This is a genomic window from Kluyvera huaxiensis (assembly GCF_040149365.1).
GTDB lineage: Bacteria > Pseudomonadota > Gammaproteobacteria > Enterobacterales > Enterobacteriaceae > Kluyvera > Kluyvera intermedia_A.
Genome location: NZ_JBEFLV010000009.1, coordinates 71703 through 97979, shown reverse-complemented (window position 1 = coordinate 97979; position 26277 = coordinate 71703). Strand labels below are relative to the sequence as shown.

25 protein-coding genes, 1 tRNA gene and 1 other RNA gene are annotated in these 26277 nt (G+C 54.0%); 20 read left to right on the top strand and 7 right to left on the bottom strand.

Annotated elements, in window-relative coordinates; translation table 11 throughout:
• Nucleotides 1–18 precede the first annotated feature (18 nt).
• Nucleotides 19–202: non-coding RNA, 6S RNA (gene ssrS / locus ABOC97_RS11535), on the bottom strand.
• Between the two features lie 41 nt (nucleotides 203–243).
• Entirely contained in the window at nucleotides 244–573 is a 330-nt protein-coding gene (zapA, locus tag ABOC97_RS11530; RefSeq protein ID WP_052281984.1) for a cell division protein ZapA, read from the bottom strand.
• Nucleotides 574–731: 158 nt separating this feature from the next.
• On the opposite strand from zapA, the gene ABOC97_RS11525 reads away from it, so the two are divergent.
• The 8 genes from ABOC97_RS11525 to ABOC97_RS11490 all read left to right on the top strand — a co-directional run bounded on the left by ABOC97_RS11525 (nucleotide 732) and on the right by ABOC97_RS11490 (nucleotide 10855).
• Complete coding sequence (locus ABOC97_RS11525) at nucleotides 732–1310, top strand: YecA/YgfB family protein (protein WP_349597578.1); 579 nt, start codon at nucleotides 732–734, stop codon at nucleotides 1308–1310.
• Between the two features lie 65 nt (nucleotides 1311–1375).
• Nucleotides 1376–2692, top strand: a complete 1317-nt coding sequence (gene pepP / locus ABOC97_RS11520) for a Xaa-Pro aminopeptidase (RefSeq protein WP_349597575.1) — start codon at nucleotides 1376–1378, stop codon at nucleotides 2690–2692.
• Nucleotides 2689–3867, top strand: a complete 1179-nt coding sequence (ubiH, locus tag ABOC97_RS11515) for a 2-octaprenyl-6-methoxyphenyl hydroxylase (RefSeq protein ID WP_349597573.1) — start codon at nucleotides 2689–2691, stop codon at nucleotides 3865–3867. Before pepP ends, ubiH begins: the two co-directional genes overlap by 4 nt.
• A 20-nt stretch (nucleotides 3868–3887) precedes the next feature.
• Nucleotides 3888–5090, top strand: coding sequence for an FAD-dependent 2-octaprenylphenol hydroxylase (gene ubiI, locus ABOC97_RS11510; protein ID WP_349597571.1), 1203 nt, complete (start codon nucleotides 3888–3890; stop codon nucleotides 5088–5090).
• Nucleotides 5091–5482: 392 nt separating this feature from the next.
• Entirely contained in the window at nucleotides 5483–6577 is a 1095-nt protein-coding gene (gene gcvT, locus ABOC97_RS11505; protein ID WP_349597751.1) for a glycine cleavage system aminomethyltransferase GcvT, read from the top strand.
• A 26-nt stretch (nucleotides 6578–6603) separates the two neighbouring features.
• The gene (gcvH, locus tag ABOC97_RS11500; protein ID WP_052281990.1) at nucleotides 6604–6993 is read left to right on the top strand and encodes a glycine cleavage system protein GcvH; all 390 of its coding nucleotides are present in this window, start codon (nucleotides 6604–6606) and stop codon (nucleotides 6991–6993) included.
• A 184-nt stretch (nucleotides 6994–7177) separates the two neighbouring features.
• Nucleotides 7178–10051: an aminomethyl-transferring glycine dehydrogenase gene (gene gcvP / locus ABOC97_RS11495; protein ID WP_349597569.1), complete on the top strand. Its 2874-nt coding sequence runs from the start codon at nucleotides 7178–7180 to the stop codon at nucleotides 10049–10051.
• 60 nt (nucleotides 10052–10111) lie between these two features.
• Nucleotides 10112–10855, top strand: a complete 744-nt coding sequence (locus ABOC97_RS11490) for an SDR family oxidoreductase (RefSeq protein ID WP_349597567.1) — start codon at nucleotides 10112–10114, stop codon at nucleotides 10853–10855.
• A gap of 40 nt (nucleotides 10856–10895) precedes the next feature.
• On the opposite strand, the gene bglA is transcribed toward ABOC97_RS11490, so the two are convergent.
• Nucleotides 10896–12329, bottom strand: a complete 1434-nt coding sequence (gene bglA / locus ABOC97_RS11485; protein ID WP_349597565.1) for a 6-phospho-beta-glucosidase BglA — start codon at nucleotides 12327–12329, stop codon at nucleotides 10896–10898.
• A gap of 120 nt (nucleotides 12330–12449) precedes the next feature.
• Nucleotides 12450–13184: a MurR/RpiR family transcriptional regulator gene (locus ABOC97_RS11480; protein WP_349597562.1), complete on the bottom strand. Its 735-nt coding sequence runs from the start codon at nucleotides 13182–13184 to the stop codon at nucleotides 12450–12452.
• Between the two features lie 45 nt (nucleotides 13185–13229).
• On the opposite strand from ABOC97_RS11480, the gene yqfB reads away from it, so the two are divergent.
• Nucleotides 13230–13544: a N(4)-acetylcytidine aminohydrolase gene (gene yqfB / locus ABOC97_RS11475; protein WP_349597559.1), complete on the top strand. Its 315-nt coding sequence runs from the start codon at nucleotides 13230–13232 to the stop codon at nucleotides 13542–13544.
• 158 nt (nucleotides 13545–13702) lie between these two features.
• Nucleotides 13703–14365 (top strand): PAQR family membrane homeostasis protein TrhA, encoded by a 663-nt coding sequence (gene trhA / locus ABOC97_RS11470; protein ID WP_349597556.1) that lies wholly within the window; start codon nucleotides 13703–13705, stop codon nucleotides 14363–14365.
• Between the two features lie 68 nt (nucleotides 14366–14433).
• Here the strand turns inward: trhA and ygfZ are convergent, their stop codons facing one another.
• Nucleotides 14434–15417, bottom strand: coding sequence for a tRNA-modifying protein YgfZ (gene ygfZ / locus ABOC97_RS11465; RefSeq protein ID WP_349597553.1), 984 nt, complete (start codon nucleotides 15415–15417; stop codon nucleotides 14434–14436).
• 247 nt (nucleotides 15418–15664) lie between these two features.
• Between ygfZ and sdhE the strand changes: the two genes are divergently transcribed.
• Together sdhE and ABOC97_RS11455 are read left to right on the top strand one after the other, a co-directional pair.
• Entirely contained in the window at nucleotides 15665–15931 is a 267-nt protein-coding gene (gene sdhE, locus ABOC97_RS11460) for an FAD assembly factor SdhE (protein ID WP_234506708.1), read from the top strand.
• Complete coding sequence (locus ABOC97_RS11455) at nucleotides 15912–16328, top strand: protein YgfX (RefSeq protein ID WP_234506711.1); 417 nt, start codon at nucleotides 15912–15914, stop codon at nucleotides 16326–16328. Before sdhE ends, ABOC97_RS11455 begins: the two co-directional genes overlap by 20 nt.
• Here ABOC97_RS11455 and fldB read toward each other — a convergent pair.
• On the bottom strand, nucleotides 16325–16846 hold the full coding sequence (fldB, locus tag ABOC97_RS11450; protein WP_349597549.1) for a flavodoxin FldB: 522 nt from the start codon (nucleotides 16844–16846) through the stop codon (nucleotides 16325–16327). The genes ABOC97_RS11455 and fldB overlap by 4 nt on opposite strands.
• Nucleotides 16847–16948: 102 nt before the next feature.
• Here fldB and xerD point away from each other — a divergent pair, with 102 nt between their 5' ends.
• The 5 genes from xerD (at nucleotide 16949) to lysS (ending at nucleotide 23035) form a co-directional block, all read left to right on the top strand.
• A complete protein-coding gene (gene xerD / locus ABOC97_RS11445) occupies nucleotides 16949–17845 on the top strand; it encodes a site-specific tyrosine recombinase XerD (protein ID WP_234506716.1) in 897 nt (298 codons plus the stop codon).
• Nucleotides 17846–17867: 22 nt separating this feature from the next.
• Nucleotides 17868–18581, top strand: coding sequence for a bifunctional protein-disulfide isomerase/oxidoreductase DsbC (gene dsbC / locus ABOC97_RS11440; RefSeq protein WP_349597545.1), 714 nt, complete (start codon nucleotides 17868–17870; stop codon nucleotides 18579–18581).
• Nucleotides 18582–18586: 5 nt separating this feature from the next.
• Nucleotides 18587–20320: a single-stranded-DNA-specific exonuclease RecJ gene (recJ, locus tag ABOC97_RS11435; RefSeq protein ID WP_349597542.1), complete on the top strand. Its 1734-nt coding sequence runs from the start codon at nucleotides 18587–18589 to the stop codon at nucleotides 20318–20320.
• Between the two features lie 89 nt (nucleotides 20321–20409).
• Nucleotides 20410–21508 (top strand): peptide chain release factor 2 gene (gene prfB, locus ABOC97_RS11430; RefSeq protein WP_349597539.1). Its coding sequence is split into 2 segments (ribosomal slippage): nucleotides 20410–20484 and nucleotides 20486–21508, totalling 1098 coding nucleotides; the frame shifts between segments, so codons are not numbered across the junction.
• Nucleotides 21509–21517: 9 nt separating this feature from the next.
• Complete coding sequence (lysS, locus tag ABOC97_RS11425) at nucleotides 21518–23035, top strand: lysine--tRNA ligase (RefSeq protein ID WP_349597537.1); 1518 nt, start codon at nucleotides 21518–21520, stop codon at nucleotides 23033–23035.
• Nucleotides 23036–23097: 62 nt separating this feature from the next.
• On the opposite strand, the gene idi is transcribed toward lysS, so the two are convergent.
• On the bottom strand, nucleotides 23098–23646 hold the full coding sequence (gene idi, locus ABOC97_RS11420) for an isopentenyl-diphosphate Delta-isomerase (RefSeq protein WP_349597534.1): 549 nt from the start codon (nucleotides 23644–23646) through the stop codon (nucleotides 23098–23100).
• Between the two features lie 249 nt (nucleotides 23647–23895).
• Here idi and actS point away from each other — a divergent pair, with 249 nt between their 5' ends.
• From actS to ABOC97_RS11405, 3 genes are all read left to right on the top strand, one after another.
• A complete protein-coding gene (gene actS, locus ABOC97_RS11415; RefSeq protein ID WP_414467745.1) occupies nucleotides 23896–24642 on the top strand; it encodes an amidase activator ActS in 747 nt (248 codons plus the stop codon).
• A gap of 80 nt (nucleotides 24643–24722) precedes the next feature.
• Nucleotides 24723–24796, top strand: a tRNA-Gly gene (locus ABOC97_RS11410).
• A gap of 164 nt (nucleotides 24797–24960) precedes the next feature.
• Entirely contained in the window at nucleotides 24961–26154 is a 1194-nt protein-coding gene (locus ABOC97_RS11405; protein WP_000778549.1) for a tyrosine-type recombinase/integrase, read from the top strand.
• The last annotated feature ends 123 nt before the right edge of the window (nucleotides 26155–26277 follow it).

Here is a 26277-nt window from a genome sequence, read left to right as displayed (position 1 = left end):
CGACCGGTAGGTAGAAGGGGAATCTCCGAGATGCCGCCGCAGGCTGTAACCCTTGAACCCTTGGTTCAAGGTGAATGCGTCGTCACAGTTTTAAGGCTTCTCGGACGGACCGAGCATGCTCACCAACCGTGGAGCGCCACATTCTTGTGGTATGAAATATCGGCTCAGGGGACTGGCCCGCTTGCGAACATCTCAGAGAAATTTTGTCTTCACAGTCACTCTACCATAGTAAACTGCAAAGTGTTATTCAAACTTTGGCCCTGACTTATCAGATGTGCGACCCTGGTCAAGCAACGCTTGTTCAATGGTCTGCTGCAGCATCCGAATGCGCTGTTCCATGCTCGAAGCATAGTCACGCGTCTTCGCCTTTTCCTGAGTTAACTCGTAGCTGATGTTCAACGCGGCGATGAAAACCAACTGCTCAGTATTTGTGACTCTAGTGCGTTCTTTCAGATCTTGCAACCGCTGATTCAGATCGTCCGCAGCCTGATTCAAAGCATCCCTTTGTTCAGGCGGGCAATTCACTCGCAGTGAACGGCCAAAAATATGGATATCGACGGGTTCTGCAGACATGCCACCTTCCTGCTGATTGACTGCGCGACCTTCACTCTCAGGATGTGAAGGGGCGACACTATAGCTACCCTGGTATGAACATACAAGCCCTTTTCTGGTATCCCCAGGGTCCAAAGTGGTAGCATATCATGAAATCCTCCCAACAATGACGAATGCGCATGTCTATACAGAACGAAATGCCGGGTTACACCGCGGTGAACCAGCAATTAAACCAACAAGGGGTAGGCCTGACGCCTGCTGAAATGCACGGCCTGCTAAGCGGCCTGCTGTGTGGCGGCAATAAGGACAGCTCCTGGCAGCCGCTGGTTCATGACCTGACTAACGAAGGTCTGGCCTTCGGTCATGAACTGGCCCAGTCATTGCGTTCAATGCATGCCGCGACCAGCGATGCACTGGAAGATGACGGTTTTCTTTTTCAGCTTTATCTGCCTGATGGCGATGAAGTCAACGTGTTCGAGCGCGCTGACGCACTCTGTGGCTGGGTGAATCACTTCCTGCTAGGGTTGGGCATGGTGCAGCCAAAACTCGATAAAGTGAAGGGTGAAACGGGCGAAGCCATTGACGATCTTCGTAATATTGCGCAACTTGGTTATGAAGAAGATGAAGACCAGGAAGAGCTGGAGATGTCGCTGGAAGAAATTATCGAATACGTTCGCGTAGCCGCGCTGCTGTGCCACGATTCGTTCACTCGCCCGCAGCCAACAGCACCGGAAGTACAAAAACCAACATTACACTAACCGTACCTGCTCCGTTTACTGCGCAAAGACGCTGACGGGGTGCTAAGGGATTGAAAGGAGATGTCATGACACAGCAAGCGTTTCTCCGCCGTCGTCAGCAGTTGCTGGCGCAGATGAAGCCAGGCAGCGCGGCGTTGATTTTTGCCGCGCCAGAGGTGACTCGTAGTGCGGACTCCGAGTATCCCTATCGCCAGAACAGTGATTTCTGGTACTTCACCGGCTTTAATGAGCCGGAAGCCTTGCTGGTGCTGATTAAAAGCGATGACACCCACAACCATAGCGTACTGTTCAACCGCGTCCGCGATCTGACCGCAGAAATCTGGTTTGGCCGCCGTCTGGGCCAGGATGCGGCACCAGAAAAACTGGGCGTCGACCGCGCACTGGCCTTCAGCGAAATCAATCAGCAGCTGTATCAACTGCTGAATGGCCTGGATGTGATTTATCACGCACAGGGTGAATATAGCTGGGCCGACGAAATCGTCTTCACCGCGCTGGATAAGCTGCGCAAAGGTTCGCGTCAGAACCTGAGCGCGCCGGACTCGATTGTCGACTGGCGTCCTATGGTGCATGAAATGCGCCTGTTCAAAGACCGCGAAGAGATTGAAATCCTGCGTCGCGCCGGTGAAATCAGCGCGTTAGCGCATACTCGCGCGATGGAAAAGTGCCGTCCGGGGATGTTCGAATATCAGCTGGAAGGGGAAATTCTGCATGAATTTACCCGCCATGGCGCGCGTTATCCGTCCTACAACACTATCGTTGGCGGCGGTGAAAATGGCTGCATTCTGCACTACACCGAAAATGAATCAGAGCTGCGCGACGGTGAACTGGTACTGATTGATGCCGGCTGTGAGTACCGCGGCTATGCGGGAGATATTACCCGAACCTTCCCGGTTAACGGCAAATTCAGCCCGGCTCAGCGCGCTATCTACGATATCGTGCTCGCCTCGCTACACAAAGCGCTTGAGCTTTACCGTCCCGGCACGTCGATGCAGGAAGTGACCACCGAAGTGGTTCGCATCATGATTACCGGTCTACATGGGCTGGGGATCCTCAAAGGCGAAATTGATCAGTTGATTGCCGATAACGCTCATCGCCCGTTCTTTATGCACGGTCTGAGTCATTGGCTGGGGCTGGACGTCCATGACGTTGGTGCATACGGGGCCGATCGCTCACGCGTGCTGGAGGCGGGCATGGTGCTGACCGTTGAGCCGGGCCTGTACATCGCACCGGATGCCGATGTGCCTGCGGAGTATCGAGGCATTGGTATTCGTATTGAAGATGACATTCTCATCACCGAAGACGGTAACGAAAATCTCACCGCCGATGTGGTGAAAACGGCAGATGACATTGAAGCGTTAATGGCGGCGGCGCGCCAGCTATGAGCCTGATTATTGTCGGCGGCGGGATGACCGGTGCAACGCTGGCGCTGGCGGTCTCGCATCTCACTGAGGGCCGTTTGCCGGTTCACCTGGTCGAGGCGGCAGATATTAATGCTGCCCAGCATCCGGGATTTGACGCCAGGGCGATTGCGCTGGCGGCGGGTACTTGCCAGCAGCTGGCGAAAATTGGCCTTTGGCAGGCCATCGCCGACTGCGCGACGGCTATCACCACCGTTCACGTCAGCGATCGCGGACATGCCGGTTTTGTAACTTTAGACGCGGCTGATTACCGTTTGGCGGCGCTGGGGAATGTGGTTGAACTGCACGATGTGGGTCAACGGCTTTTCACCCTGCTGCACAAAGCGCGCGGCGTTATGCTGCATTGCCCTTCGCGGGTGACGCAGGTAGCGCGGCAAACCGACGGCGTCAGCGTGACGCTGGATAACGGTGAAACGCTGAACGGCAAACTGTTGGTTGCCGCTGATGGCTCGCGCTCAACGCTTGGCGAACAGTGTGGTATCCACTGGCAGCAAGAGCCTTATAACCAGGTCGCGGTGATTGCTAACGTGACCGCCGCCGTTGCTCATCAGGGGCGCGCATTCGAGCGCTTTACTGAATATGGGCCACTGGCGATGTTACCCATGTCGCAGAATCGCTGCTCGCTGGTGTGGTGCCATCCGCTGGAACGCCATGACGAGGTTTTAAGCTGGTCCGATGCACGTTTTTGCCATGAGTTGCAGCAGGCATTTGGCTGGCGCTTAGGGCAAATCACGCAAACAGGTGCACGTAGCGTCTATCCGCTGTCGTTGACCACCGCTACGCGAACGGTATCGCACCGACTGGCGCTGGTTGGTAATGCCGCGCAGACGCTGCATCCGATTGCCGGGCAAGGGTTTAATCTCGGTATGCGTGATGTGATGACGCTGGCGGAAACGCTGACACAGGCGCATAACGCCCAGCAGGATATCGGTGACTATGCGCTACTTTGTCAGTATCAACGCCAGCGCGCGGAGGATAAATCCGCGACTATCGGCGTCACCGATAGCCTGGTACATCTGTTCGCTAATCGTTGGGCTCCTTTGGTTGCCGGGCGTAACGCAGGGCTGATGGCGATGGAATTGTTTACCCCCGCACGCGATGTGCTGGCGCAGCGGACGCTGGGCTGGGTCGCCCGCTAGAAGCAGTTTAAGGAGTTAATGTGCAGAGTGTTGATGTTGCCATCGTAGGCGGTGGAATGGTTGGGCTGGCGGTGGCCTGCGGTTTACAGGGCAGCGGCCTGCGGGTTGCGGTGCTGGAGCAATCGTTGCCACACGAACTAGCAGCCGATGCGCCACCCGCACTGCGTGTGTCGGCCATTAATGCTGGTAGCGAAAAACTGCTGTCAAAGCTGGACGTCTGGTCGGCGATTGTCGCCCAGCGCGCCAGCTGCTATCACGGTATGGAAGTGTGGGATAAAGACAGTTTTGGTCGCATTGCGTTTGACGATCGCAGTATGGGCTACAGCCATCTCGGTCATATCGTCGAGAACGCAGTGATTCATCACGCTTTATGGCAGAAAGCCGAGCGTTGTGCTGACGTAAGCCTAATGGCTCCTGCCGAACTTCAGCAAGTGGTGTGGGGCGAGAATGAAGCCTTTCTGACGCTCAAAGATGGCAATATGCTGACCGCTCGCCTGGTGGTTGGCGCTGATGGTGCAAACTCATGGCTGCGCAGCAAAGCTGATATTCCGCTGACCTTCTGGGATTATCGCCATTATGCGCTGGTGGCGACGGTTCGCACTGCAGATGCGCACGATGCGGTGGCGCGTCAGTGCTTCCATGGTGAAGGAATTCTCGCGTTTCTGCCGTTATCCGATCCAAACCTGTGCTCTATCGTTTGGTCGTTATCGCCGCAGGAAGCCGAACGGATGCAGCAGGCCAGCGAGGCCGAGTTTAACCAGGCGCTGAATATTGCCTTTGATAATCGTCTGGGGCTGTGCAAGGTCGAGAGTGAACGGCAAATCTATCCGCTGACTGGGCGCTACGCGCGGCAGTTTGCTGCGCATCGTCTGGCGCTGGTAGGCGACGCGGCGCACACCATTCATCCGTTAGCCGGGCAGGGTGTCAATTTGGGCTTTATGGATGCGGCTGAACTTATCGATGAGCTCAAGCGTTTACATGCGCAAGGGAAAGATTTCGGCCAGCATTTCTATCTGCGTCGCTATGAGCGCAGCCGTAAGCACAGCGCTGCGATGATGCTCGCGGGGATGCAGGGTTTCCGCGAACTGTTCGCGGGCGAAAACCCGGCGAAAAAACTGCTGCGTGACATTGGCCTGAAATTGGCGGATACCCTTCCCGGCGTGAAACCACAGCTGATTCGTCAGGCGATGGGCCTGAATGACCTGCCAGAGTGGCTTCGTTAAGTCGATCACACTTTTGCTCCCGGTGGCCCCGCCGGGAGTCTGACTCCTCATTTGAAAAAATCTAATTTCACGTTGTTTTTCGCATTAGATTTTTTAATCCGCTCGTTTTCATGTTACGGAAAACACGCCTCGTTTTCCGCATGAAATATCATCTTATGCTGAATCTATCGCCATTGTTGTTAATTATATGTGGTGTATTTCGCTTTTTTGTAGTCAATCATTCTGTATGCTTTTTCGCGGCTTTTGGTCATAAGCTAATGTGATGTCCCCTTTTTCCTGATGGTTTAGCACGGTGTTCAGTGGTAAGTTCAAGGAAAAGAGAACGTTTGCGTCGGCACCTGAAGAGGCGTCGTCGTTAGGTTTTGTGGTGCGATATATTCAACGAGGACATGATGGCTCAACAAACGCCTTTGTATGACCAGCACGTGTTATGTGGCGCGCGCATGGTAGATTTCCACGGCTGGATGATGCCGCTGCACTATGGCTCGCAGATTGATGAGCACCACGCGGTGCGCACTGACGCCGGGATGTTCGATGTGTCGCATATGACCATCGTTGATCTTCACGGCAGCCGGACCCGCGAGTTCCTGCGCTACCTGCTGGCGAATGATGTCGCCAAGCTCACCAAACCCGGTAAAGCGCTTTATAGCGGTATGCTAAATGCATCGGGCGGCGTGATTGACGACCTTATTGTTTATTACCTCACCGAAGATTATTTCCGCCTCGTCGTCAACTCAGCCACCCGCGAAAAAGACCTCTCCTGGATTACCCAACACGCCGAACCATACGCTATCGACATCACTGTCCGTGACGATCTGTCGCTGATTGCGGTGCAGGGCCCGAACGCGCAGGCGAAAGCGACCAGCTTGTTTAGCGATGAACAGCGTCATGCGGTTGAAGGAATGAAACCTTTCTTTGGCGTACAGGCGGGCGACTTCTTTATCGCCACCACGGGTTACACCGGTGAAGCGGGCTACGAAATTGCGCTGCCAAAAGAGCAGGCCGCTGATTTCTGGCAGAAATTGGTACAGGCGGGCGTGAAGCCTTGTGGTCTTGGCGCGCGCGATACGCTGCGTCTGGAAGCCGGCATGAATCTGTACGGCCAGGAGATGGACGAAAGTATCTCTCCGCTGGCGGCCAACATGGGCTGGACTATCGCCTGGGAACCGGCCGACCGTAACTTTATCGGTCGTGAAGTGCTGGAGCTGGAACGCGAAAAAGGTACCGAGCAGTTGGTTGGTCTGGTCATGACTGAAAAAGGTGTGCTGCGCGGTGAACTGCCGGTGCGCTTTACCGATGCCAACGGCAATGCCCATGAAGGGGTTATCACCAGCGGAACGTTCTCGCCAACGTTAGGCCACAGTATTGCGCTGGCCCGCGTCCCGGCAGGGATTGGCGAGACGGCGATTGTACAAATCCGTAACCGTGAAATGCCGGTAAAGGTCACTAAACCTATTTTTGTACGCAACGGTAAGTCCGTAGCGTAACCGATTATTATTCTGGAGATTTCTTGATGAGCAACGTACCAGCAGAACTGAAATACAGTAAAGAACACGAATGGCTGCGCAAAGAAGCTGACGGCAGCTACACCGTAGGCATCACCGAACATGCGCAGGAATTACTGGGCGACATGGTGTTTGTTGATCTGCCTGAAGTCGGCGCAACCGTGAGCGCGGGCGACGACTGCGCGGTCGCGGAATCCGTTAAAGCGGCATCCGATATCTACGCGCCAATCAGCGGCGAAATCGTTGCTGTCAACGATGAGCTGGGCGACTCTCCTGAGCTGGTTAACAGCGAACCGTACGCCGGTGGCTGGATCTTCAAAATCAAAGCCAGCGACGAAGCCGAAGTTGCCGCGCTGCTGGATGCGACCGCATACGAAGCTCTGCTCGAAGACGAATAATGTAATGCCTTACCCGGCCTTCGGGTCGGGGTAGGTCTGATAAGCCCAGCGCCATCAGACGATCGGCGCAGTATGCCGGATGGCGGCGTTGCCTTATCCGGCCTACGAAAACAGGTTGGCCTGCGCCATCGGACCAATCAGTCAGACAATCACGATTCACCGCACGTTTCAGGAACCATCGCTCATGACACAGACTTTAAGCCAGCTTGAAAACCGTGGCGCGTTTATTGAACGTCACATCGGGCCGGATGCCCAGCAGCAGCAAGAGATGCTCAAAACAGTTGGCGCGGAATCATTAAACGCACTGATTGGACAGATCGTGCCGAAAGATATCCAGCTTGCTACGCCGCCGCAGGTAGGCGACGCCACCACAGAATTCGCCGCGCTGGCGGAGCTGAAGGCGATTGCCGGCCGCAACAAGCGCTTTAAGTCATACATTGGCATGGGCTACGCTCCTGTGCAGCTGCCGCCGGTTATCCTGCGCAATATGCTGGAAAACCCGGGCTGGTATACCGCGTATACGCCGTATCAGCCGGAAGTTTCCCAGGGCCGCCTCGAAGCGCTGCTCAACTTCCAGCAGGTGACGCTGGATCTGACCGGTCTCGACATGGCTTCTGCTTCTCTACTTGATGAAGCCACTGCCGCTGCTGAAGCGATGGCCATGGCTAAGCGCATCAGTAAACTGAAAAATGCTAACCGCTTCTTCGTGGCGGCCGACGTGCATCCGCAAACGCTGGATGTGGTCCGCACCCGTGCAGCAACCTTCGGCTTCGACGTGATTGTCGACGATGCAGCAAAAGCGCTGGATCACCAGGACGTATTTGGTGTGTTACTGCAGCAGGTTGGCACGACCGGTGAAGTTCACGACTACTCTGCGCTGATAGCGGAACTGAAATCCCGCAAAGTGGTGGTGAGCGTTGCCGCTGATTTCATGGCGCTGGTACTGTTAATCGCACCGGGCAAACAGGGCGCGGACATTGTTTTCGGCTCTGCTCAACGCTTCGGCGTACCGATGGGCTACGGTGGCCCGCACGCGGCATTTTTCGCCGCTAAAGATGAATTCAAACGCGCCATGCCGGGCCGTATTATCGGCGTATCGAAAGATGCGGCGGGCAATACCGCGCTGCGCATGGCGATGCAGACTCGCGAGCAGCATATCCGCCGCGAGAAAGCGAACTCCAACATCTGTACTTCCCAGGTACTGCTGGCCAACATCGCTAGCCTGTATGCGGTTTACCATGGCCCGGTTGGCCTCAAGCGTATTGCCAACCGCATTCACCGCCTGACCGACATTCTGGCAGCTGGCCTGCAGCAGAAAGGCCAAAAACTGCGTCATGCATACTATTTTGACACGCTGTGTGTGGAAGTGGCGGATAAAGCCGCTGTGCTGGCACGTGCGCAGGCTGCTGAAATTAACCTGCGTAGCGATATCCTGAATGCCGTAGGCATCACCCTGAACGAAACCACCACACGTGAAGATGTGCTGAGCCTGTTTAGTGTGATTCTGGGCGATAACCACGGTCTGGATATCGATACCCTGGATAAAGACGTGGCGCTCGACAGCCGCTCTATCCCACAGGTGATGCTGCGTGATGACGCGATTCTGAGCCATCCGGTCTTTAATCGTTACCACAGCGAAACTGAGATGATGCGCTATATGCACTCTCTGGAGCGTAAAGATCTGGCGCTGAACCAGGCGATGATCCCGCTGGGATCATGCACCATGAAGCTGAACGCCGCGGCGGAAATGATCCCGATAACCTGGCCGGAATTTTCTGAACTGCACCCGTTCTGCCCGGTTGATCAAGCCGAAGGCTACCATCAGATGATCGGTCAGCTGTCAGATTGGCTGGTCAAATTAACCGGTTATGACGCGCTGTGCATGCAGCCGAACTCTGGCGCACAGGGTGAATACGCTGGGCTGCTGGCGATTCGTCACTACCACGAAAGCCGCAACGATGGTCACCGTGATATCTGCCTGATCCCAAGCTCTGCACACGGTACCAATCCGGCTTCCGCACAGATGGCGGGGATGCAGGTGGTTGTTGTTGCCTGTGATAAGAACGGCAACATCGATCTGGCCGATCTGCGCGCGAAAGCGGAACAGCACGCGGCGAATCTCTCCTGCATCATGGTGACTTACCCGTCCACCCACGGCGTGTATGAAGAAACCATCCGTGAAGTGTGTGAAATCGTCCACCAGTTTGGCGGCCAGGTTTACCTCGATGGCGCGAACATGAACGCGCAGGTTGGCATTACCTCTCCGGGCTTTATCGGCGCGGACGTTTCGCACCTTAACCTGCATAAAACCTTCTGTATCCCGCACGGCGGCGGCGGCCCAGGTATGGGGCCAATCGGCGTGAAAGCGCACCTTGCACCGTTTGTACCGGGGCACAGCGTGGTGCATATCGAAGGGATGCTAACCCGCCAGGGCGCGGTTTCTGCGGCACCATTCGGCAGCGCTTCCATTCTGCCAATTAGCTGGATGTATATCCGCATGATGGGTGCAGAAGGCTTAAAACAGGCAAGTCAGGTGGCTATTCTGAACGCCAACTACATTGCGACCCGTCTGAAAGACGCTTATCCGGTGCTGTACACCGGTCGCGACGGTCATGTGGCGCACGAATGTATTCTGGATATTCGCCCACTAAAAGAAGAAACCGGCATTAGCGAGCTGGATATTGCTAAGCGTCTTATCGACTACGGCTTCCATGCGCCAACCATGTCATTCCCGGTTGCGGGGACGCTGATGGTTGAGCCAACCGAATCGGAAAGCAAAGCCGAGTTGGATCGCTTTATCGATGCCATGCTGGCAATCCGCAGCGAGATTGACCGCGTGAAAGCCGGTGAATGGACGCTGGAAGACAACCCGCTGGTCAACTCTCCGCATACCCAGAATGAGCTGGTGGCGGATTGGAACCACGGTTACAGCCGTGAAGTTGCCGTCTTCCCAGCGGGCGTGGCGAACAAGTACTGGCCGACGGTGAAACGCCTCGATGATGTTTACGGCGACCGTAATCTGTTCTGCTCCTGCGTACCGATGAGCGAGTACCAGTAATCAGCTGATTACTCTATCTTTTAAAGGCGCTTCGGCGCCTTTATTTTTTTGGAGGATTTGATGGCACTTGCATTAGTCACTGGCGCAAGCCGGGGGATTGGCCGGGCGACGGCACTGCAGCTAGCGCAGGAAGGCTATACGGTAGCGGTGAACTATCACCAGAACGAGCAGGCGGCGGATGAGGTGGTTAGCGCCATTAAAATGGCCGGTGGCAAAGCGTTTGTCGTGCAGGCGGATATTGGCGATGAACAACAGGTTGAGGCCATGTTTGCGTGGCTGGACAAACAACAGGAGCCGTTAACGGCGCTGGTGAATAATGCTGGCATTCTGTTTACCCAAAGCCGCGTGGAAGCACTGAGTGCCGAGCGTATTAATCGGGTTTTAAAGACCAACGTTACCGGCTATTTCCTGTGCTGTCGGGAAGCGGTAAAACGTATGGCAGTTTCGCATGGCGGCTCTGGCGGCGCGATTGTTAACGTCTCCTCGGCGGCGTCACGGCTTGGCGCACCTTTCGAATATGTCGATTATGCGGCTTCAAAGGGGGCGGTCGATACGCTGACTACCGGGCTGGCGCTTGAGGTAGCGGCGCAGGGTATTCGCGTCAACTGCGTACGCCCCGGTCTTATCTATACCGAGATGCATGCCTCCGGCGGAGAGCCGGGCCGGGTAGATCGAGTGAAGTCGATGCTGCCGATGCAGCGAGGCGGGCAGCCGGAAGAGGTGGCGCAGGCGATTGTCTGGTTACTGAGCGAAAAGGCGTCGTATGTGACCGGAAGTTTTATCGAGCTGGCGGGCGGTAAATAGCGAAGTTAGCCCCTCTCCTCGTGAGCAGAGGGGCTATTGATTACAAGTTTTCGCCGTTGCTGGCGATCACTTCTTTGTACCAGTTAAAACTCTTCTTACGTGAACGTGACATGTCGCCGGTACCGTCGTCATGCTTATTCACATAAATAAAGCCGTAGCGCTTGCTGTACTGCCCGGTGGTGAACGATACGCAGTCGATGCAGCCCCAAGGCGTATAGCCCATCAGGTCAACGCCATCGTAGGTGACGGCTTTCATCATCTCTTCAACGTGTGCACGCAGATAGTCGATGCGGTAGTCATCGTTAATGCTGCCGTCGGCTTCGACTTTATCGTACGCGCCGAAGCCGTTCTCCACGATAAACAGCGGCTTCTGATAACGTTCGTACAGTTCGCACAGCGAGTAGCGCAGGCCGACCGGGTCAATCTGCCAGCCCCAGTCCGAGGCTTTCACATGTGGGTTAGGCACGCTGCCTTCAAAGCCTGAAATCGCATCGCCGCTGCCACCTTCAGCCTTCACGGCGTTAGTCATGTAGTAGCTGAGACCCAGATAGTCACAGGTGCCTTCGCGCAAGATGGCCTCATCACCTGCTTCCATCTGGATGTTGAAGCCGCGACGCTCCCACTCGTTTAACACGTAACGCGGGTAGTAGCCGCGCATCTGCACATCGGTAAAGACATAGCGCTCACGCATCGACTCCTGGGCAAACATCACGTCTTCCGGTTTACAGGAGTACGGATAGAGCGCCACCATCGCCAGCATGCAGCCAACCTGCATTTCCGGGTTAATTCTGCGAGCGGCTTTCACCGCCAGCGCGCTGGCCACGAACTGATGGTGCAGCACCTGGTACATGGTTTCTTCTGGATTCTCATGCTCGGTATAGACCACTCCGGAGCAGCAATAGCCGAACAGAGGGGCGCGCCAGTTGCGTTGGTTATTGATTTCGTTGAAGGTCATCCAGTATTTGACCTTGTGCTTGTAGCGTTCGAACACAACTTCGGCGAAACGCACAAAGAAATCGACCACTTTGCGGTTGGTCCACGCGCCGTATTGCTGCACCAGATGCAGCGGCATTTCGAAGTGGGAGAGGGTGATAACCGGCTCGATGTTGTATTTCAACAGCTCATCGAACATGTCGTCGTAAAATTTCAGACCTTCTTCATTTGGCTGCGCTTCGTCGCCGTTAGGGAAGATACGGGTCCAGGCAATTGAGGTGCGGAAGCATTTGAAGCCCATCTCAGCAAACAGCTTGATGTCTTCTTTGTAGTGGCCGTGGAAGTCGATAGCTTCATGATTCGGATAATATTTCCCCGGCACCACTTCCTGAGTGATTTCGCGCGGAACGCCGTGGGCACCGCCGGTTAGCACATCACAGATGCTGGGGCCTTTGCCGCCTTTATTCCAGCCGCCTTCAACCTGGTGTGCGGCAACGGCGCCACCCCATAAAAAGTCTTTCGGTAAGGTCAGTTTTTTCATCTTTGCTATGCTCATATATTGGGCTTAATAAAATTGAGTCTAACAAAGGATAATTAAATGTCACGATATAACAAATTCCACCTCACGGAATATGTTACATCGAAAAAACACCCTGTATTTTCATGCTAATTTCTTGGCCAGTTTACGACCCAGAGACTCCAGAATATAGATAACCGGAATCTGTGTCGTAATATCGTAGACGCCGCCAATGCGGGTTTGTGGCACGTGCCAGGAGAGGTTAAAGTCGGCGAGTTTCGCCAGTCGTGAGTGCTCATGACTGGTGATGGACATCACCTTGCAGCGGTGCAGGCTAAACTGCCCGGCAAAGCGCAGGATCTCTTCGGTCTCGCCTGAGACTGAAAGCACGATCGCCAGCGCGTTTTTGGCCATGTCATTCGTGACCGGGAAATAAGGGTCGTCGATATGATTACTGAATTTTCCAATATTGGAAAAAAAACGTGCGCCGTATTTAGCAAGTGAGCCAGAAGTTCCAGCACCGACAAAGATAATACGCTCTGATGAGAGAATAATATCGACTGCATTATCGAGTAACTTATCAAACTCGTCATTATTGACGCCTTTGAAAAAACTGATTATTTCACTGGCGCCGAAATTAGCCTGTTGCGGTTCATCCTGCTCTAAATATAATTTGAAGCGTACGCGAAATTCAGAGTAGCCTTCGCAGTTAAGCTTGCGGCAAAAGCGCATCACCGTGGTGGTTGAGACGCCCGCCGCGTCTGCCAGTTCGCGAATGGTCATGTACATTACCGTGTCACGATTTTTGATAACGTACTGATAGACCATCATCTCAAGATTATTGAGGCTGGCGATGGTGGCGTGGGAGAATAGGCTCACGGTGGCGATACTCGTAAAATTAAATCATCTAAAGGGAATGATACCATGCAGCCTAACGACATCACTTTTTTTCAGCGCTTTCAGGCCGACATTCTCGCCGGGCGTAAGACCATTACGCTGCGCGATGCGGCGGAATCACATTTTAAGGTTGGGGATATTCTGCGGGTAGGGCGTTACGAAGATGATGTCTATTTTTGCACAATTCACGTACTGGCAACATCAACGGTGACGATGGACACTCTGACGGACCGCCATGCAGAACAGGAAAATATGACGCTGCCGGAGCTCAAGCAGGTCATTGCCGACATCTATCCTGGTGAAAATACTTTTTATGTCATTGAATTTAAATGCATTGAGTAAAAACCTGTGCACGTGTTAGTTGAATGATTTTAGTAACCCATTGATTAATCTTATTTTACAAAAAATCAGCATTTTATTTTAGCTTACAGGTGTTCACTGAAATCATTCTCAGTTACGCTAGGGCGTTAGTTCGATTTGTCGTTCGCCCGGAGCGCGTAATGGATAAGAAACCACTCATCAAGCAGGGATATTCTCTGGCAGAGGAAATTGCCAATAGCATCAGTCATGGTGTCGGCTTTGTGTTGGGTATTGTTGGGCTGGTGTTGCTGCTGGTTCAGGCAGTAAACACCAACGCTAGCGCCACGGCCATCACCAGCTACAGTTTGTACGGCGGCAGCATGATCCTGCTGTTTCTCGCCTCAACGCTGTACCATGCCATTCCTTCCCAGCGGGCAAAAGTATGGCTGAAAAAATTCGATCATTGCGCCATTTATCTGCTGATTGCCGGGACCTACACGCCGTTTTTGCTGGTTGGGCTGGATTCACCGCTGGCGCGGGGGCTGATGATTGTTATCTGGAGCCTGGCGCTGCTGGGGATCTTATTTAAGCTGACCATTGCACATCGCTTTAAAGTTCTGTCGCTGGTGACTTACTTAACGATGGGCTGGCTGTCGCTAATCGTGGTGTATCAACTGGCGGTGAAGCTGTCGATAGGTGGGGTGACGCTGCTGGCGGTTGGGGGGATTGTCTATTCGCTGGGGGTAATTTTCTACGTCTGCAAGCGGATACCGTATAACCACGCAATCTGGCACGCGTTTGTGCTGGGCGGTAGCGCCTGTCATTTTCTGGCGATCTACCTCTATGTAGGGCAGCACGCCTAGTTTCCCTGGTGATTCGACACCTCACCGGGCTGCAACATTGCTGTAGCCCGGTGAGGAGAAAGACTAACTTACTCTTCGTCTAACGAGTAAGGCAGCGGCTTGATGCTTAAGATGTTCGCATCGTCGCGAACGCGGAAAACGCTGTCGGCTTCCATGTCATTATTCATGACTACCTGCACCAGAACCTGACCATCTTCCAGCTGTACCGCAGCTAACACGGTGCCAGTACGGCGCCAGTTGTCGCCCATTTTCAGTTCGAGATCTTCTCCGGCTTCCGGTACGCGAGCGGCTAAACCTGCCAGCGTCCACAGTGCACGCTTGTTGGCGCCGCGGAATTTCGCGCGAGCCACCATCTCCTGACCGGTATAGCAACCTTTCTTAAAGCTGATACCGCCCAGCGCCTGTAGGTTGGTGGCCTGTGGAATAAACTGCACGCTGTTCACTTCATCAATCACCGGCAGACCGGCTTCAATGTCCAGCGTCAGCCATTGCTGGCTGTTATTGAGCTGCGCTTCGCCGCGCAGCGCTTCATTCACGCGCTCGGCGGTAGCGATATCAGTGACCAGCAGGAAGCGCTCGTCCGGGTGAGCCAGCCACAGCAGCGATGTTTCGCCTTGCTGCACACTGGGTTTATCGGCGTCTGGCAACTCAGCAAACAGATTTGCCAATGCGGCTCGTGCCTGGAAACCCGCCACGCCCAACAGAACGAGATCGTCGTTAGCGGCGATAGTGACCTTCGAAAAGACGGCGTATTTCTTAAGCTGGGTCAGCTGCGCTTCGCGCACGCTGCGGCGTTCAATAAAGGCAAAACCATCCTGACGACGAAACAGGCGCAGGTTGCTCCACATTTTGCCTTTCGCGTCGCAGTGGGCAACCAGCAGATGCTGGTGTTCATCCATCTGCGCGACGTCGGCGGTAACCTGGCCCTGCAGGTACTTTTCGCTATCGGCACCGGTGACGGTTGCCAGCGCCCAATCATCAAGCGTCATTAACGTCAGCGGTAAACGCGCGGAGGCGCAAGGCTGGCGTGGAGGAAAAGGAGTAAAAGCCATATGGGTGTCCTGAATTGAGTAACGAACGCGCTTATTCCCTCATGGTAAAATAGATGCCCGCCATTGCAAGCGGTTTTGAAGGCCGTTTTGTACCGTTCGCGCGTTCTGCGAGGCGGGGTGTAAGAAAATGAATCCCTTTCATTTATCATGGTTTTTTTCTGAATATGACGCGCGTGACGTGATATTCCAGTAAAGAAACTGCAAAAAACACGTTAAACTAGTAGCAACGTAATGCTGGAAGGAAATTATGGACATCAATAATAAAGCCCGTATCCACTGGGCATGCCGCCGCGGTATGCGTGAACTCGATATCTCCATCATGCCGTTCTTTGAGCATGAGTACGACACGCTGAGTGATGAAGACAAAGCGACCTTTATTCGCCTGCTGGAATGCGACGATCCGGATCTGTTCAATTGGTTGATGAACCACGGTAAGCCGTCCGATACCCATCTCCAGCACATGGTACAACTTATTCAGACACGGAATCGGGAACGTGGTCCTGTGGCAATCTGATTTACGCGTCTCCTGGCGCTCACAGTGGCTCTCTTTACTACTCCACGGTCTGGTGGCGGCATTCGTGTTGCTGATGCCATGGCCGTTGAGCTATACCCCGCTTTGGCTGCTGCTGCTTTCATTGGTGGTGTTCGACTGCGTGCGCAGCCAACGGCGCATTCATTCTCATCAAGGCGAGATTAAGCTGCTGATGGATTCCCGGCTGCGCTGGCGAAATCAGGAGTGGGATATTCTGGGGGCACCGTGGATGTTAAGCTCGGGCATGATGCTGCGCATTCGGCGCTGTGGCGGTGGTCGGCGTCATCATTTGTGGCTAGCCGCTGACAGTATGAATCCGGAAGAGTGGCGCGACCTGCGGCGAATATTGTTGCAGCAGCCCGCGCCGAGCAAGCACTAAGAGAACTGTTCGGCCATTTCGCCGAGAATCTGTTCGCACCAGCTCTGAATACGTTCATCGCTCAGATCGTACTGGTTAGTTTCATCCAGCGCGAGACCGACAAATAGCTGTCCGTCGGCGATAACCGGTTTCGGGCTGGTGAACTCATACCCGTCTGTTGGCCAGTAGCCGACAAACTTCACCGCTTTGGTGGTCAGCTTATCGTGCAGCATCCCCAGTGCGTCGAGGAACCACTCGCCGTAGCCGAGCTGGTCGCCCATGCCGTACAGCGCAACGATTTTACCTTCCAGATTCAGCGCATCCAGTTGCTCCCAGACCGCTTCCCAATCTTCCTGAATTTCACCGAAATCCCAGGTCGGGATCCCGAGAATGAGCACATCGTATTGCTCCATTAAGGCTGGAGAATCATCTTTTAGGTTGTGCAATGTGACCAGTTCCGGCCCGATAATGTCGCGAATTTTTTCCGCGGCCATCTCGGTGTAGCAGGTGCTGGAACCATAAAAAAGGCCAATATTCATGACTTACAGCTCTCGATTCTTGCGATGACGATGCCGCTAGTGTACCAGAAAGGCATCTGATTCAGGCATAATGGTGCTGATTAAACACGCACAGGAGCCGATGTGGACAAGGACCTTGCACGAATCGAGCAGTTTCTCGATGCGCTGTGGCTGGAACGAAATCTGGCAGAAAATACCCTCAGCGCGTATCGGCGAGACCTGACGATGGTGGTTGAATGGTTGGCGCATCGCGGCCTCGCGCTTGAGAGCGCGCAAAGCGACGATCTGCAAAACCTGCTTGCCGAGCGCCAGCAGGGGGGCTACAAGGCGACCAGCACTGCGCGGTTGCTCAGTGCCATGCGTCGCTTCTTCCAGCATCTGTACCGTGAAAAAATTCGTCAGGACGATCCCAGTGCGCTGCTGGCATCGCCTAAACTACCCCAGCGACTGCCGAAAGATCTGAGTGAAGCGCAGGTAGAAAGACTGTTGCAGGCGCCGGTAGTGGATCAGCCACTCGAACTGCGCGATAAGGCGATGCTTGAGGTACTGTATGCGACCGGGCTGCGTGTTTCGGAGCTGGTGGGCCTGACGATGAGCGACATCAGCTTGCGTCAGGGCGTGGTTCGGGTGATCGGGAAAGGAAATAAAGAGCGGCTGGTTCCCTTAGGAGAAGAGGCCGTCTATTGGGTGGAAAACTGGCTGGAGCATGGTCGACCGTGGATGCTAAACGGCGTGGCTATCGACGTGTTATTCCCCAGCCAGCGCGCGCAGCAAATGACCCGTCAGACCTTTTGGCACCGTATTAAGCACTACGCCCAACTGGCCGGGATTGATAGCGAAAAACTTTCACCGCACGTTTTACGTCACGCCTTCGCGACGCATCTGTTAAACCACGGCGCGGATCTGCGCGTGGTGCAAATGCTGCTAGGGCATAGCGATCTGTCGACCACCCAAATTTATACGCACGTCGCGACAGAGCGCCTGCGTCAACTTCATCAACAGCACCATCCACGGGCATGATGCTGATTTAAAAGGACAGTTTATGAAACAAGGTTTAATGATGTTCACCCTGATGGCCGCCGCTTTCTCCGGCCTGGCGCACGCTGACGATGCTGCGATTAAGCAATCACTGGCGAAACTGGGTGTGCAGAGCACCGATATTCAGCCAGCTCCGGTCGCAGGCATGAAAACCGTGCTGACCAACAGCGGCGTGCTGTACGTCACCGAAGACGGTAAACACATCATCCAGGGACCAATGTATGACGTGAGCGGCGCGCAGCCGATCAACGTGACCAATGGTCTGCTGATGACCCACCTGAAAGCGCTGGAAAAAGAGATGATCGTCTACAAAGCGCCGCAGGAAAAACATGTGATCACCGTCTTTACCGACATCACCTGCGGCTATTGCCACAAGCTGCATGAAGAGATGAAAGATTACAACGCGCTGGGGATCACCGTGCGCTATCTGGCCTTCCCACGCCAGGGCGTGCAAAGCCAGGCTGAGCAGGATATGAAAGCTATCTGGTGTGCCAAAGACCGCAACAAAGCCTTTGATGATGCAATGGGCGGTAAAGGCGTGCAGGCGGCAACCTGTGATATCGACATTGCTAACCACTACGCGTTGGGCGTGCAGTTTGGTATTAACGGTACGCCGGCTATCGTTCTCAACGACGGTTACGTGGTTCCGGGTTATCAAGGGCCAAAAGAGATGAAAGCCTTCCTCGACGAACATAAAAAACAGACCAGCGGTAAATAATTCGCGTGAAACCACAGACTCAACTTCGCCGCCGTGAGGTGGATGATTCCATCACGTTGCCCGACGACCTTTCACCGCTGTTGCGCCGTCTTTACGCCAGCCGCGGCGTGAAAACATCGGACGATCTGCAACGTGGCCTGAAAGGCATGTTGCACTGGCGTGACCTGACTGGCGTTGAAAAAGCCGTCGAAATGCTGCACGACGCCTTCGAGAAAAATCTGCGCATTATGGTGGTGGGCGATTTTGACGCCGATGGCGCGACCAGCACCGCCTTAAGCGTCCTGGCGCTGCGCGCGATGGGCTGCCAAAGCGTGGAGTATCTGGTACCTAATCGTTTTGAGGACGGCTACGGGTTAAGCCCGGAAGTGGTCGATCAGGCCCATGCCCGCGGCGCGCAGATGATCATGACGGTAGATAATGGGATCTCTTCCCATGCCGGGGTCGATCATGCCCATAAACTGGGGATCGGCGTGCTGGTTACCGATCATCACCTGCCGGGCGATACGCTGCCGAACGCCGATGCGATGGTCAACCCGAACCTTGCCGATTGCCCGTTTCCGTCCAAATCGCTGGCCGGGGTTGGCGTCGCGTTCTATCTGATGCTGGTACTGTGTAACCATCTGAAGGATAAGGGATGGTTTGATTCCCGTGGTATTGCCGTTCCGAAAATTGTTGAATTTCTCGACCTCGTCGCGCTCGGTACCGTGGCTGACGTGGTACCGCTGGATGCCAATAACCGTATTCTCACCTGGCAGGGCTTAAGCCGTATCCGCGCCGGGGTCTGCCGTCCGGGAATTAAAGCGCTGCTGGAGATTGCCAATCGTGATGCGTCGAAGCTGGTGGCCAGCGACCTCGGTTTTGCGCTGGGGCCGCGTCTGAATGCCGCCGGGCGCTTAGACGATATGTCGGTCGGTGTAGCGCTGCTGCTGTGCGATAACCTTGGCGAGGCGCGCGTGCTGGCCAATGAACTCGATGCATTAAACCAGACGCGTAAAGAAATTGAGCAAGGGATGCAGGCAGAGGCACTGACCCTGTGCGAACAGCTTGAACGCAGCAGTGATGAGCTTCCCGGCGGGCTGGCGATGTATCACCCGGAGTGGCATCAGGGCGTTGTCGGTATCCTGGCCTCACGCATTAAAGAACGTTTCCATCGTCCGGTGATTGCGTTTGCGCCGGCGGGTAATGGCCAGTTGAAAGGTTCGGGGCGTTCTATTCAGGGGCTGCACATGCGCGATGCGCTGGAGCGTCTGGATACGCTGTATCCGGGGCTGATGCTGAAATTTGGCGGCCATGCAATGGCGGCCGGGCTCTCTTTGGAAGAAGCGCGTTTCGATGAGTTCCAGCGCTATTTTGGCGAACTGGTGACTGAATGGCTGGATCCGGCACTGTTGCAGGGAGAAATTCTCTCCGACGGTGAGCTGAGTCCACAGGAGATGACAATTGAGATGGCGCAGATGCTGCGCGAAGCCGGCCCGTGGGGACAGATGTTCCCGGAACCGCTCTTTGATGGCCGTTTCCGCCTGCTGCAACAGCGACTGGTGGGTGAACGTCATTTGAAAGTGATGGTGGAGCCGGTGGGTGGTGGTCCGCTGTTGGACGGTATTGCGTTTAACGTCGATACCGCCATCTGGCCAGATAACGGCGTGCGGGAAGTGACGCTGGCCTATCGGCTGGACATCAACGAATATCGCGGCAACCGCAGTTTACAGCTGATCATCGAGAATCTCTGGCCGATTTAGCACCTCTTTAACTGTAATTAAGAGCGGGAATCCGCTAAGATTCCGCTCTTATAACCGCATTTTTCTCGTCCATTAAAAGAAAATAGACCATGTTTGAAATAAACCCGGTAAATAATCGCATTCAGGACCTCACGGAGCGCTCCGACGTTCTTAGGGGGTATCTTTGACTATGATGCTAAGAAAGAGCGTCTGGAAGAAGTAAACGCCGAGCTGGAACAGCCGGATGTCTGGAACGAACCCGAACGCGCGCAGGCGCTGGGCAAAGAGCGTTCTTCCCTTGAAGCCATTGTCGATACGCTCGACCAGATGTCTCAAGGTTTAGAAGATGTGACTGGCCTGCTGGAACTTGCCGTAGAAGCCGACGACGAAGAGACCTTCAACGAAGCCGTTGCTGAGCTGGACACGCTGGAAGATAAACTGGCACAGCTGGAATTCCGTCGTATGTTCTCCGGTGAATATGACAGCGCGGATTGCTACATCGATATCCAGGCCGGTTCTGGCGGTACTGAAGCGCAGGACTGGGCAAGCATTCTCGAACGCATGTACTTGCGTTGGGCGGAAGCGCGCGGCTTTAAAACCGAAATTATTGAAGAGTCCGAAGGTGACGTGGCCGGGATTAAATCCGTGACCATCAAAATCTCCGGCGACTACGCGTACGGCTGGTTACGTACTGAAACCGGCGTTCACCGCCTGGTGCGTAAGAGCCCGTTTGACTCCGGCGGCCGTCGCCACACCTCGTTCAGCTCCGCGTTTGTCTACCCGGAAGTGGACGACGATATCGATATCGAGATTAATCCGGCGGACCTGCGTATCGACGTATACCGCGCGTCCGGCGCGGGCGGCCAGCACGTTAACCGTACGGAATCGGCGGTGCGTATTACCCACCTTCCGACCGGGATCGTGACGCAGTGTCAGAATGACCGTTCGCAGCACAAGAACAAAGACCAGGCCATGAAGCAGATGAAAGCGAAGCTTTATGAACTGGAAATGCAGAAGAAGAATGCAGAAAAACAGGCGATGGAAGATACCAAGTCCGACATCGGCTGGGGTAGTCAGATTCGTTCCTATGTTCTGGACGATTCCCGCATTAAAGACCTGCGCACTGGGGTAGAAACCCGCAATACGCAGGCGGTACTGGACGGAAGTCTGGATCAATTTATCGAAGCAAGTTTGAAAGCAGGGCTATGAGGAACCAACATGTCTGAACAAAACGCACAAGGCGCTGACGAGGTAGTCGATCTTAATAACGAAATGAAGGCACGCCGCGAGAAGCTGGCTGCACTGCGTGAGCAGGGCATCCCGTTCCCAAATGATTTCCGCCGTGACCGTACCTCTGATCTTCTGCACGCTGACTTTGATAGCAAAGAAAGCGAAGAGCTGGAAGCTCTGAATATCGAAGTTTCCGTGGCAGGTCGTATGATGACTCGCCGTATCATGGGTAAAGCTTCTTTCGTTACCCTGCAGGACGTTGGCGGCCGTATTCAGCTGTATGTCGCGCGTGACGATCTGCCGGAAGGCGTCTACAACGAGCAGTTCAAGAAATGGGACCTCGGCGATATCCTGGGTGCCAAAGGTAAATTGTTCAAAACCAAAACTGGCGAACTGTCTATCCATTGCACCGAGCTGCGTCTGCTGACCAAAGCACTGCGCCCGCTGCCGGACAAATTCCACGGTCTGCAGGATCAGGAAGCACGCTATCGTCAGCGTTACCTGGACCTGATCTCTAACGATACGTCCCGCAACACCTTCAAAGTGCGTTCCCAGATCCTCGCGGGTATTCGTGAGTTCATGGTTGGCCGCAACTTCATGGAAGTGGAAACCCCAATGATGCAGGTGATCCCTGGCGGCGCATCTGCCCGTCCGTTCATCACCCATCATAACGCGCTGGACCTGGACATGTACCTGCGTATCGCGCCGGAACTGTACCTGAAGCGTCTGGTGGTTGGCGGTTTCGAACGCGTATTCGAAATTAACCGTAACTTCCGTAACGAAGGTATTTCTGTTCGCCATAACCCAGAGTTCACCATGATGGAACTCTATATGGCGTACGCGGACTACAAAGATCTGATCGAGCTGACCGAATCTCTGTTCCGTACTTTGGCGCAGAACATTCTGGGCAACACCGCGGTGCCTTACGGCGACCAGACTTTCGACTTCGGCAAGCCGTTCGAAAAACTGACCATGCGTGAAGCTATCAAGAAATATCGTCCGGAAACCGACATGGCTGACCTGGATAACTTTGACTCCGCGAAGGCGATTGCTGAAAGCATTGGCGTTCACGTTGAGAAGAGCTGGGGTCTGGGCCGTATCGTGACCGAGATCTTCGAAGAAGTTGCCGAAGCGCATCTGATTCAGCCGACCTTCATCACCGAATACCCAGCAGAGGTTTCTCCGCTGGCGCGTCGTAATGATGAGAACCCGGAAATCACTGACCGCTTTGAGTTCTTCATCGGCGGCCGCGAAATCGGTAACGGTTTCAGCGAGTTGAACGACGCAGAAGATCAGGCGCAGCGCTTCCAGGATCAGGTTAACGCGAAAGAAGCTGGCGATGACGAAGCGATGTTCTACGACGAAGACTACGTCACCGCGCTGGAACATGGTCTGCCGCCAACCGCAGGTCTGGGTATCGGTATCGACCGTATGGTTATGCTGTTCACCAACAGCCATACCATCCGCGACGTGATTCTGTTCCCGGCAATGCGCCCGGTAAAATAATCGCTTCCGCGAAAAGCAAAAACCCGGTATTACCGGGTTTTTTTTCGTCTGTCATTTTGCGATCAGGCCTGTTTTGTGAAACCGATAAACGCCAGCCTCGCATTCTCATCGGCGGCTTCCATGACCATCCATGGACTAAACGCCCATGGTGTTAGCGTCAACGCGTCTAGTATGTCGGCAAGGTTGCACCACTGATACTCCATCACTTCATCGTGGTTTGCTAAAACGGCGCTGGTAACGCGTGCGGCATACACCGGGCAGACCTCATTCTCAACGATGCCGTTCGGCGCGACGGCGCGATAGCGGAAATCAGTTGCGACGGGGGTAATATCGGTAATCTCGACGCCCAGCTCAAAGCGGCTGCGGCGGGTAATCGCCTGCTCGAAAGTTTCACCCTGCTGCGGGTGTCCGCACACCGAGTTGGTCCAGACGCCAGGCCAGGCGATCTTACTCAGCGAACGGCGAGTGACCAGTAACTGGCCGCTTTCGTCGAATAACCAGCAAGAGAAAGCGAGGTGTAGCGGTGTGGAGAGGGTGTGAGCGGCGTACTTCTCCAGAATGCCTGAAGGTTTATCGTGCTCATCGAGCAAAATGACGTGTTCGCCAGTCATGACAACTCCTGAAAATAAAAGATGACCCGGCATAAACCCGCCGGGTCATATACTCAGGCGACCAGCGTAGCCCATTAATGGGGAAAAGGCATTACCAAAACAAGCCCTGGTAACATGTTGGCAACCGAGAGATAGTCAATCCCACTTTCCTGATACCAGCGCTCGCCAATCAACGCGACGGGTGGTTTAGCATCCGTCGTTACCCTGCTATCATAGTGTTCTCAACTATTCATGATCTGAGGATTCGTTTTGCGAGCAGGACGCCAAATCACTTCCCCTATACGCCTGTTGATGTGCCTGGTTATCGGGCTTGTGCTCTCTGGCTGTGCGGGTAATTCGTCTAACTCAGAGGGCAGCTACAGCGGCTCGGTTTACACCGTGAAACGAGGGGATACGTTGTCGCGTATTTCACGCATGACCGGCACCAGCGTGCGCGATCTGGCGCGAATGAACGGCATTTCCCCGCCTTACACCATTGAGGTTGGGCAAAAGCTGAAGGTTAGCGGCGCGTCGAAATCCTCGGGAAGTAAGAAATCGTCCTCCACCCAGACGGCAAAAGTCACGCCATCATCTGCGGTACCTAAGTCGTCCTGGCCTCCTGTCGGACAGCGCTGCTGGCGGTGGCCTGCGAGCGGTAAGGTCATCATGACCTATTCCACCTCGGAAGGGGGCAATAAGGGAATCGATATTGCCGGAACCCGCGGTCAGCCGATTTATGCGGCCGGTGCCGGGAAGGTGGTCTATGTTGGCAACCAGCTACGCGGTTACGGTAATCTGGTGATGATTAAGCATAACGAGGATTACATTACCGCCTATGCCCATAACGATAAGCTGATGGTAAATAACGGGCAAAGCGTGAAGATTGGCCAGCAGATTGCCACCATGGGCAGTTCTGATGCCGACTCTGTAAGTCTCCATTTCCAGATTCGCTATCGGGCGACGGCGATTGATCCGCTGCGTTATCTGCCGCCTCAGGGCAGCAAACCGAAGTGCTAAGCGGTTAATTTACCACCACTTAGCACCGTAAAGTCTTGCCAGACGAGGAGTAAGGTTTATAATGCTCCTCGCACACCTTAGCGGGCGTAGTTCAATGGTAGAACGAGAGCTTCCCAAGCTCTATACGAGGGTTCGATTCCCTTCGCCCGCTCCAAACTCAAGTCTTCTGAAGTCTACCCAACTCAATTTTTCCTTGATAAATCAGCAGTTATAGCATTCTATTAGTCTATTGAACTCAATAATACTCCCCCAGGGTCAAGCTCAATGTGGGGGTATGGATGGGGGTATAATTGTACCCCATGCTGAGAGGTACCCCCAATGAAGTTAACTGCTCGTCAGGTTGAAACTGCAAAGCCGAAAGAGAAGCCCTACAAATTGGCTGATGGTGGGAGTCTTTACTTATTGGTTAACCCCAACGGTAAGAAATACTGGCGTCTGAAGTATCGTACGCCTGGAGGGGAAAATGTACTTGCGCTTGGTGTTTATCCTGCTGTTTCTTTAGCTGAAGCACGAAGCAAGCGTGAGGATGCTAAAAGAACATTAGCAGCTGGTAACGATCCTTCTCTCGAAAGAAAAATGGAGAAGCTCAGTCGCAAGCAGGACGCTGAAAACTCGTTTGAGGCTATCACTCGGGAGTGGTATCAGCGTCGCTATGATCGCTGGTCTGTCTCCTATCGTGAAGAGATGATGAGAACCTTTGAGAAGGATGTATTTCCTTATATCGGCCACCGACCAATCAAAGATATCAAACCGATGGAGTTGCTTGCTGTTCTTTCAAAGATAGAAACTCGAGGAGCAACTGAGAAGGTCCGTAAGGTTCGCCAGCGTTGTGGAGAGGTCTGGAAGTATGCGGTTGTGACTGGCAGGGCTGAGTACAATCCAGCTCCCGATCTAGCCAGCGCCGTAGCTCCCCATGAGAAAGAGCACTATGCTTTTTTGACCCAGGATGAACTGCCTGAGTTTCTTCGGACTCTGAACACCTATGCCGGTAGTGTGATTGTTAAGATTGCGATGCAATTACTTATTTTGACTGGAGTAAGGCCTGGGGAATTGAGGCAAGCGGAGTGGCAGGAGTTTGATTTTGAGCGGAAGGTTTGGAACGTACCAGCAGAGCGAATGAAAATGCGCCGACCTCATCTGGTTCCGTTATCAAGCCAGGCAATTGACCTGCTTAATCAGCTTAAACCCATGACGGGAGCAGGAGAGTTGCTGTTCCCAGGACGTAATAATCCTAAGAAACCGATGAGTGATATGGCATTGACTGTGTTGGTAAGGCGCATCGGCTATGCAGGACGCGTTACAGGGCATGGATTCCGCCACACGATGAGTACCATTTTGCATGAGCAGGGATTTAACTCGGCCTGGATCGAGCTACAGCTGGCTCACGTCGATAAGAACTCAATTCGTGGAACGTATAACCATGCTCAATATCTGGAGGGGAGGAGGGCGATGATGCAGTGGTATGGTGATTTTACTAGTAATTTAGGCAAGGAAGGGATTATTACAAGCTGAAATGTTGAAAGGCAGTCTCGAAAAGCAATTGCATTCGTCTGGGTACCTAGACGTCTGGATGGATGTAATTCAATATATGCTGCTAACTGCAATAGTTGAAAACCAGAGAAATAGTGGCTATTG

What these genes read in the sequence shown, in the direction of transcription:
- ubiH (WP_349597573.1), top strand. Translation starts at nt 2,689, where the DNA reads ATGAGCCTGATTATTGTCGGCGGCGGGATGACCGGTGCAACGCTGGCG.
- ygfZ (WP_349597553.1), bottom strand. Translation starts at nt 15,417, where the DNA reads ATGGCTTTTACTCCTTTTCCTCCACGCCAGCCTTGCGCCTCCGCGCGT.
- gcvP (WP_349597569.1), top strand. Translation starts at nt 7,178, where the DNA reads ATGACACAGACTTTAAGCCAGCTTGAAAACCGTGGCGCGTTTATTGAA.
- ABOC97_RS11405 (WP_000778549.1), top strand. Translation starts at nt 24,961, where the DNA reads ATGAAGTTAACTGCTCGTCAGGTTGAAACTGCAAAGCCGAAAGAGAAG.
- fldB (WP_349597549.1), bottom strand. Translation starts at nt 16,846, where the DNA reads ATGAATATTGGCCTTTTTTATGGTTCCAGCACCTGCTACACCGAGATG.
- lysS (WP_349597537.1), top strand. Translation starts at nt 21,518, where the DNA reads ATGTCTGAACAAAACGCACAAGGCGCTGACGAGGTAGTCGATCTTAAT.
- gcvT (WP_349597751.1), top strand. Translation starts at nt 5,483, where the DNA reads ATGGCTCAACAAACGCCTTTGTATGACCAGCACGTGTTATGTGGCGCG.
- gcvH (WP_052281990.1), top strand. Translation starts at nt 6,604, where the DNA reads ATGAGCAACGTACCAGCAGAACTGAAATACAGTAAAGAACACGAATGG.
- sdhE (WP_234506708.1), top strand. Translation starts at nt 15,665, where the DNA reads ATGGACATCAATAATAAAGCCCGTATCCACTGGGCATGCCGCCGCGGT.
- zapA (WP_052281984.1), bottom strand. Translation starts at nt 573, where the DNA reads ATGTCTGCAGAACCCGTCGATATCCATATTTTTGGCCGTTCACTGCGA.
- bglA (WP_349597565.1), bottom strand. Translation starts at nt 12,329, where the DNA reads ATGAAAAAACTGACCTTACCGAAAGACTTTTTATGGGGTGGCGCCGTT.
- dsbC (WP_349597545.1), top strand. Translation starts at nt 17,868, where the DNA reads ATGAAACAAGGTTTAATGATGTTCACCCTGATGGCCGCCGCTTTCTCC.
- idi (WP_349597534.1), bottom strand. Translation starts at nt 23,646, where the DNA reads ATGACTGGCGAACACGTCATTTTGCTCGATGAGCACGATAAACCTTCA.
- trhA (WP_349597556.1), top strand. Translation starts at nt 13,703, where the DNA reads ATGGATAAGAAACCACTCATCAAGCAGGGATATTCTCTGGCAGAGGAA.
- pepP (WP_349597575.1), top strand. Translation starts at nt 1,376, where the DNA reads ATGACACAGCAAGCGTTTCTCCGCCGTCGTCAGCAGTTGCTGGCGCAG.
- ABOC97_RS11490 (WP_349597567.1), top strand. Translation starts at nt 10,112, where the DNA reads ATGGCACTTGCATTAGTCACTGGCGCAAGCCGGGGGATTGGCCGGGCG.
- yqfB (WP_349597559.1), top strand. Translation starts at nt 13,230, where the DNA reads ATGCAGCCTAACGACATCACTTTTTTTCAGCGCTTTCAGGCCGACATT.
- ABOC97_RS11525 (WP_349597578.1), top strand. Translation starts at nt 732, where the DNA reads ATGTCTATACAGAACGAAATGCCGGGTTACACCGCGGTGAACCAGCAA.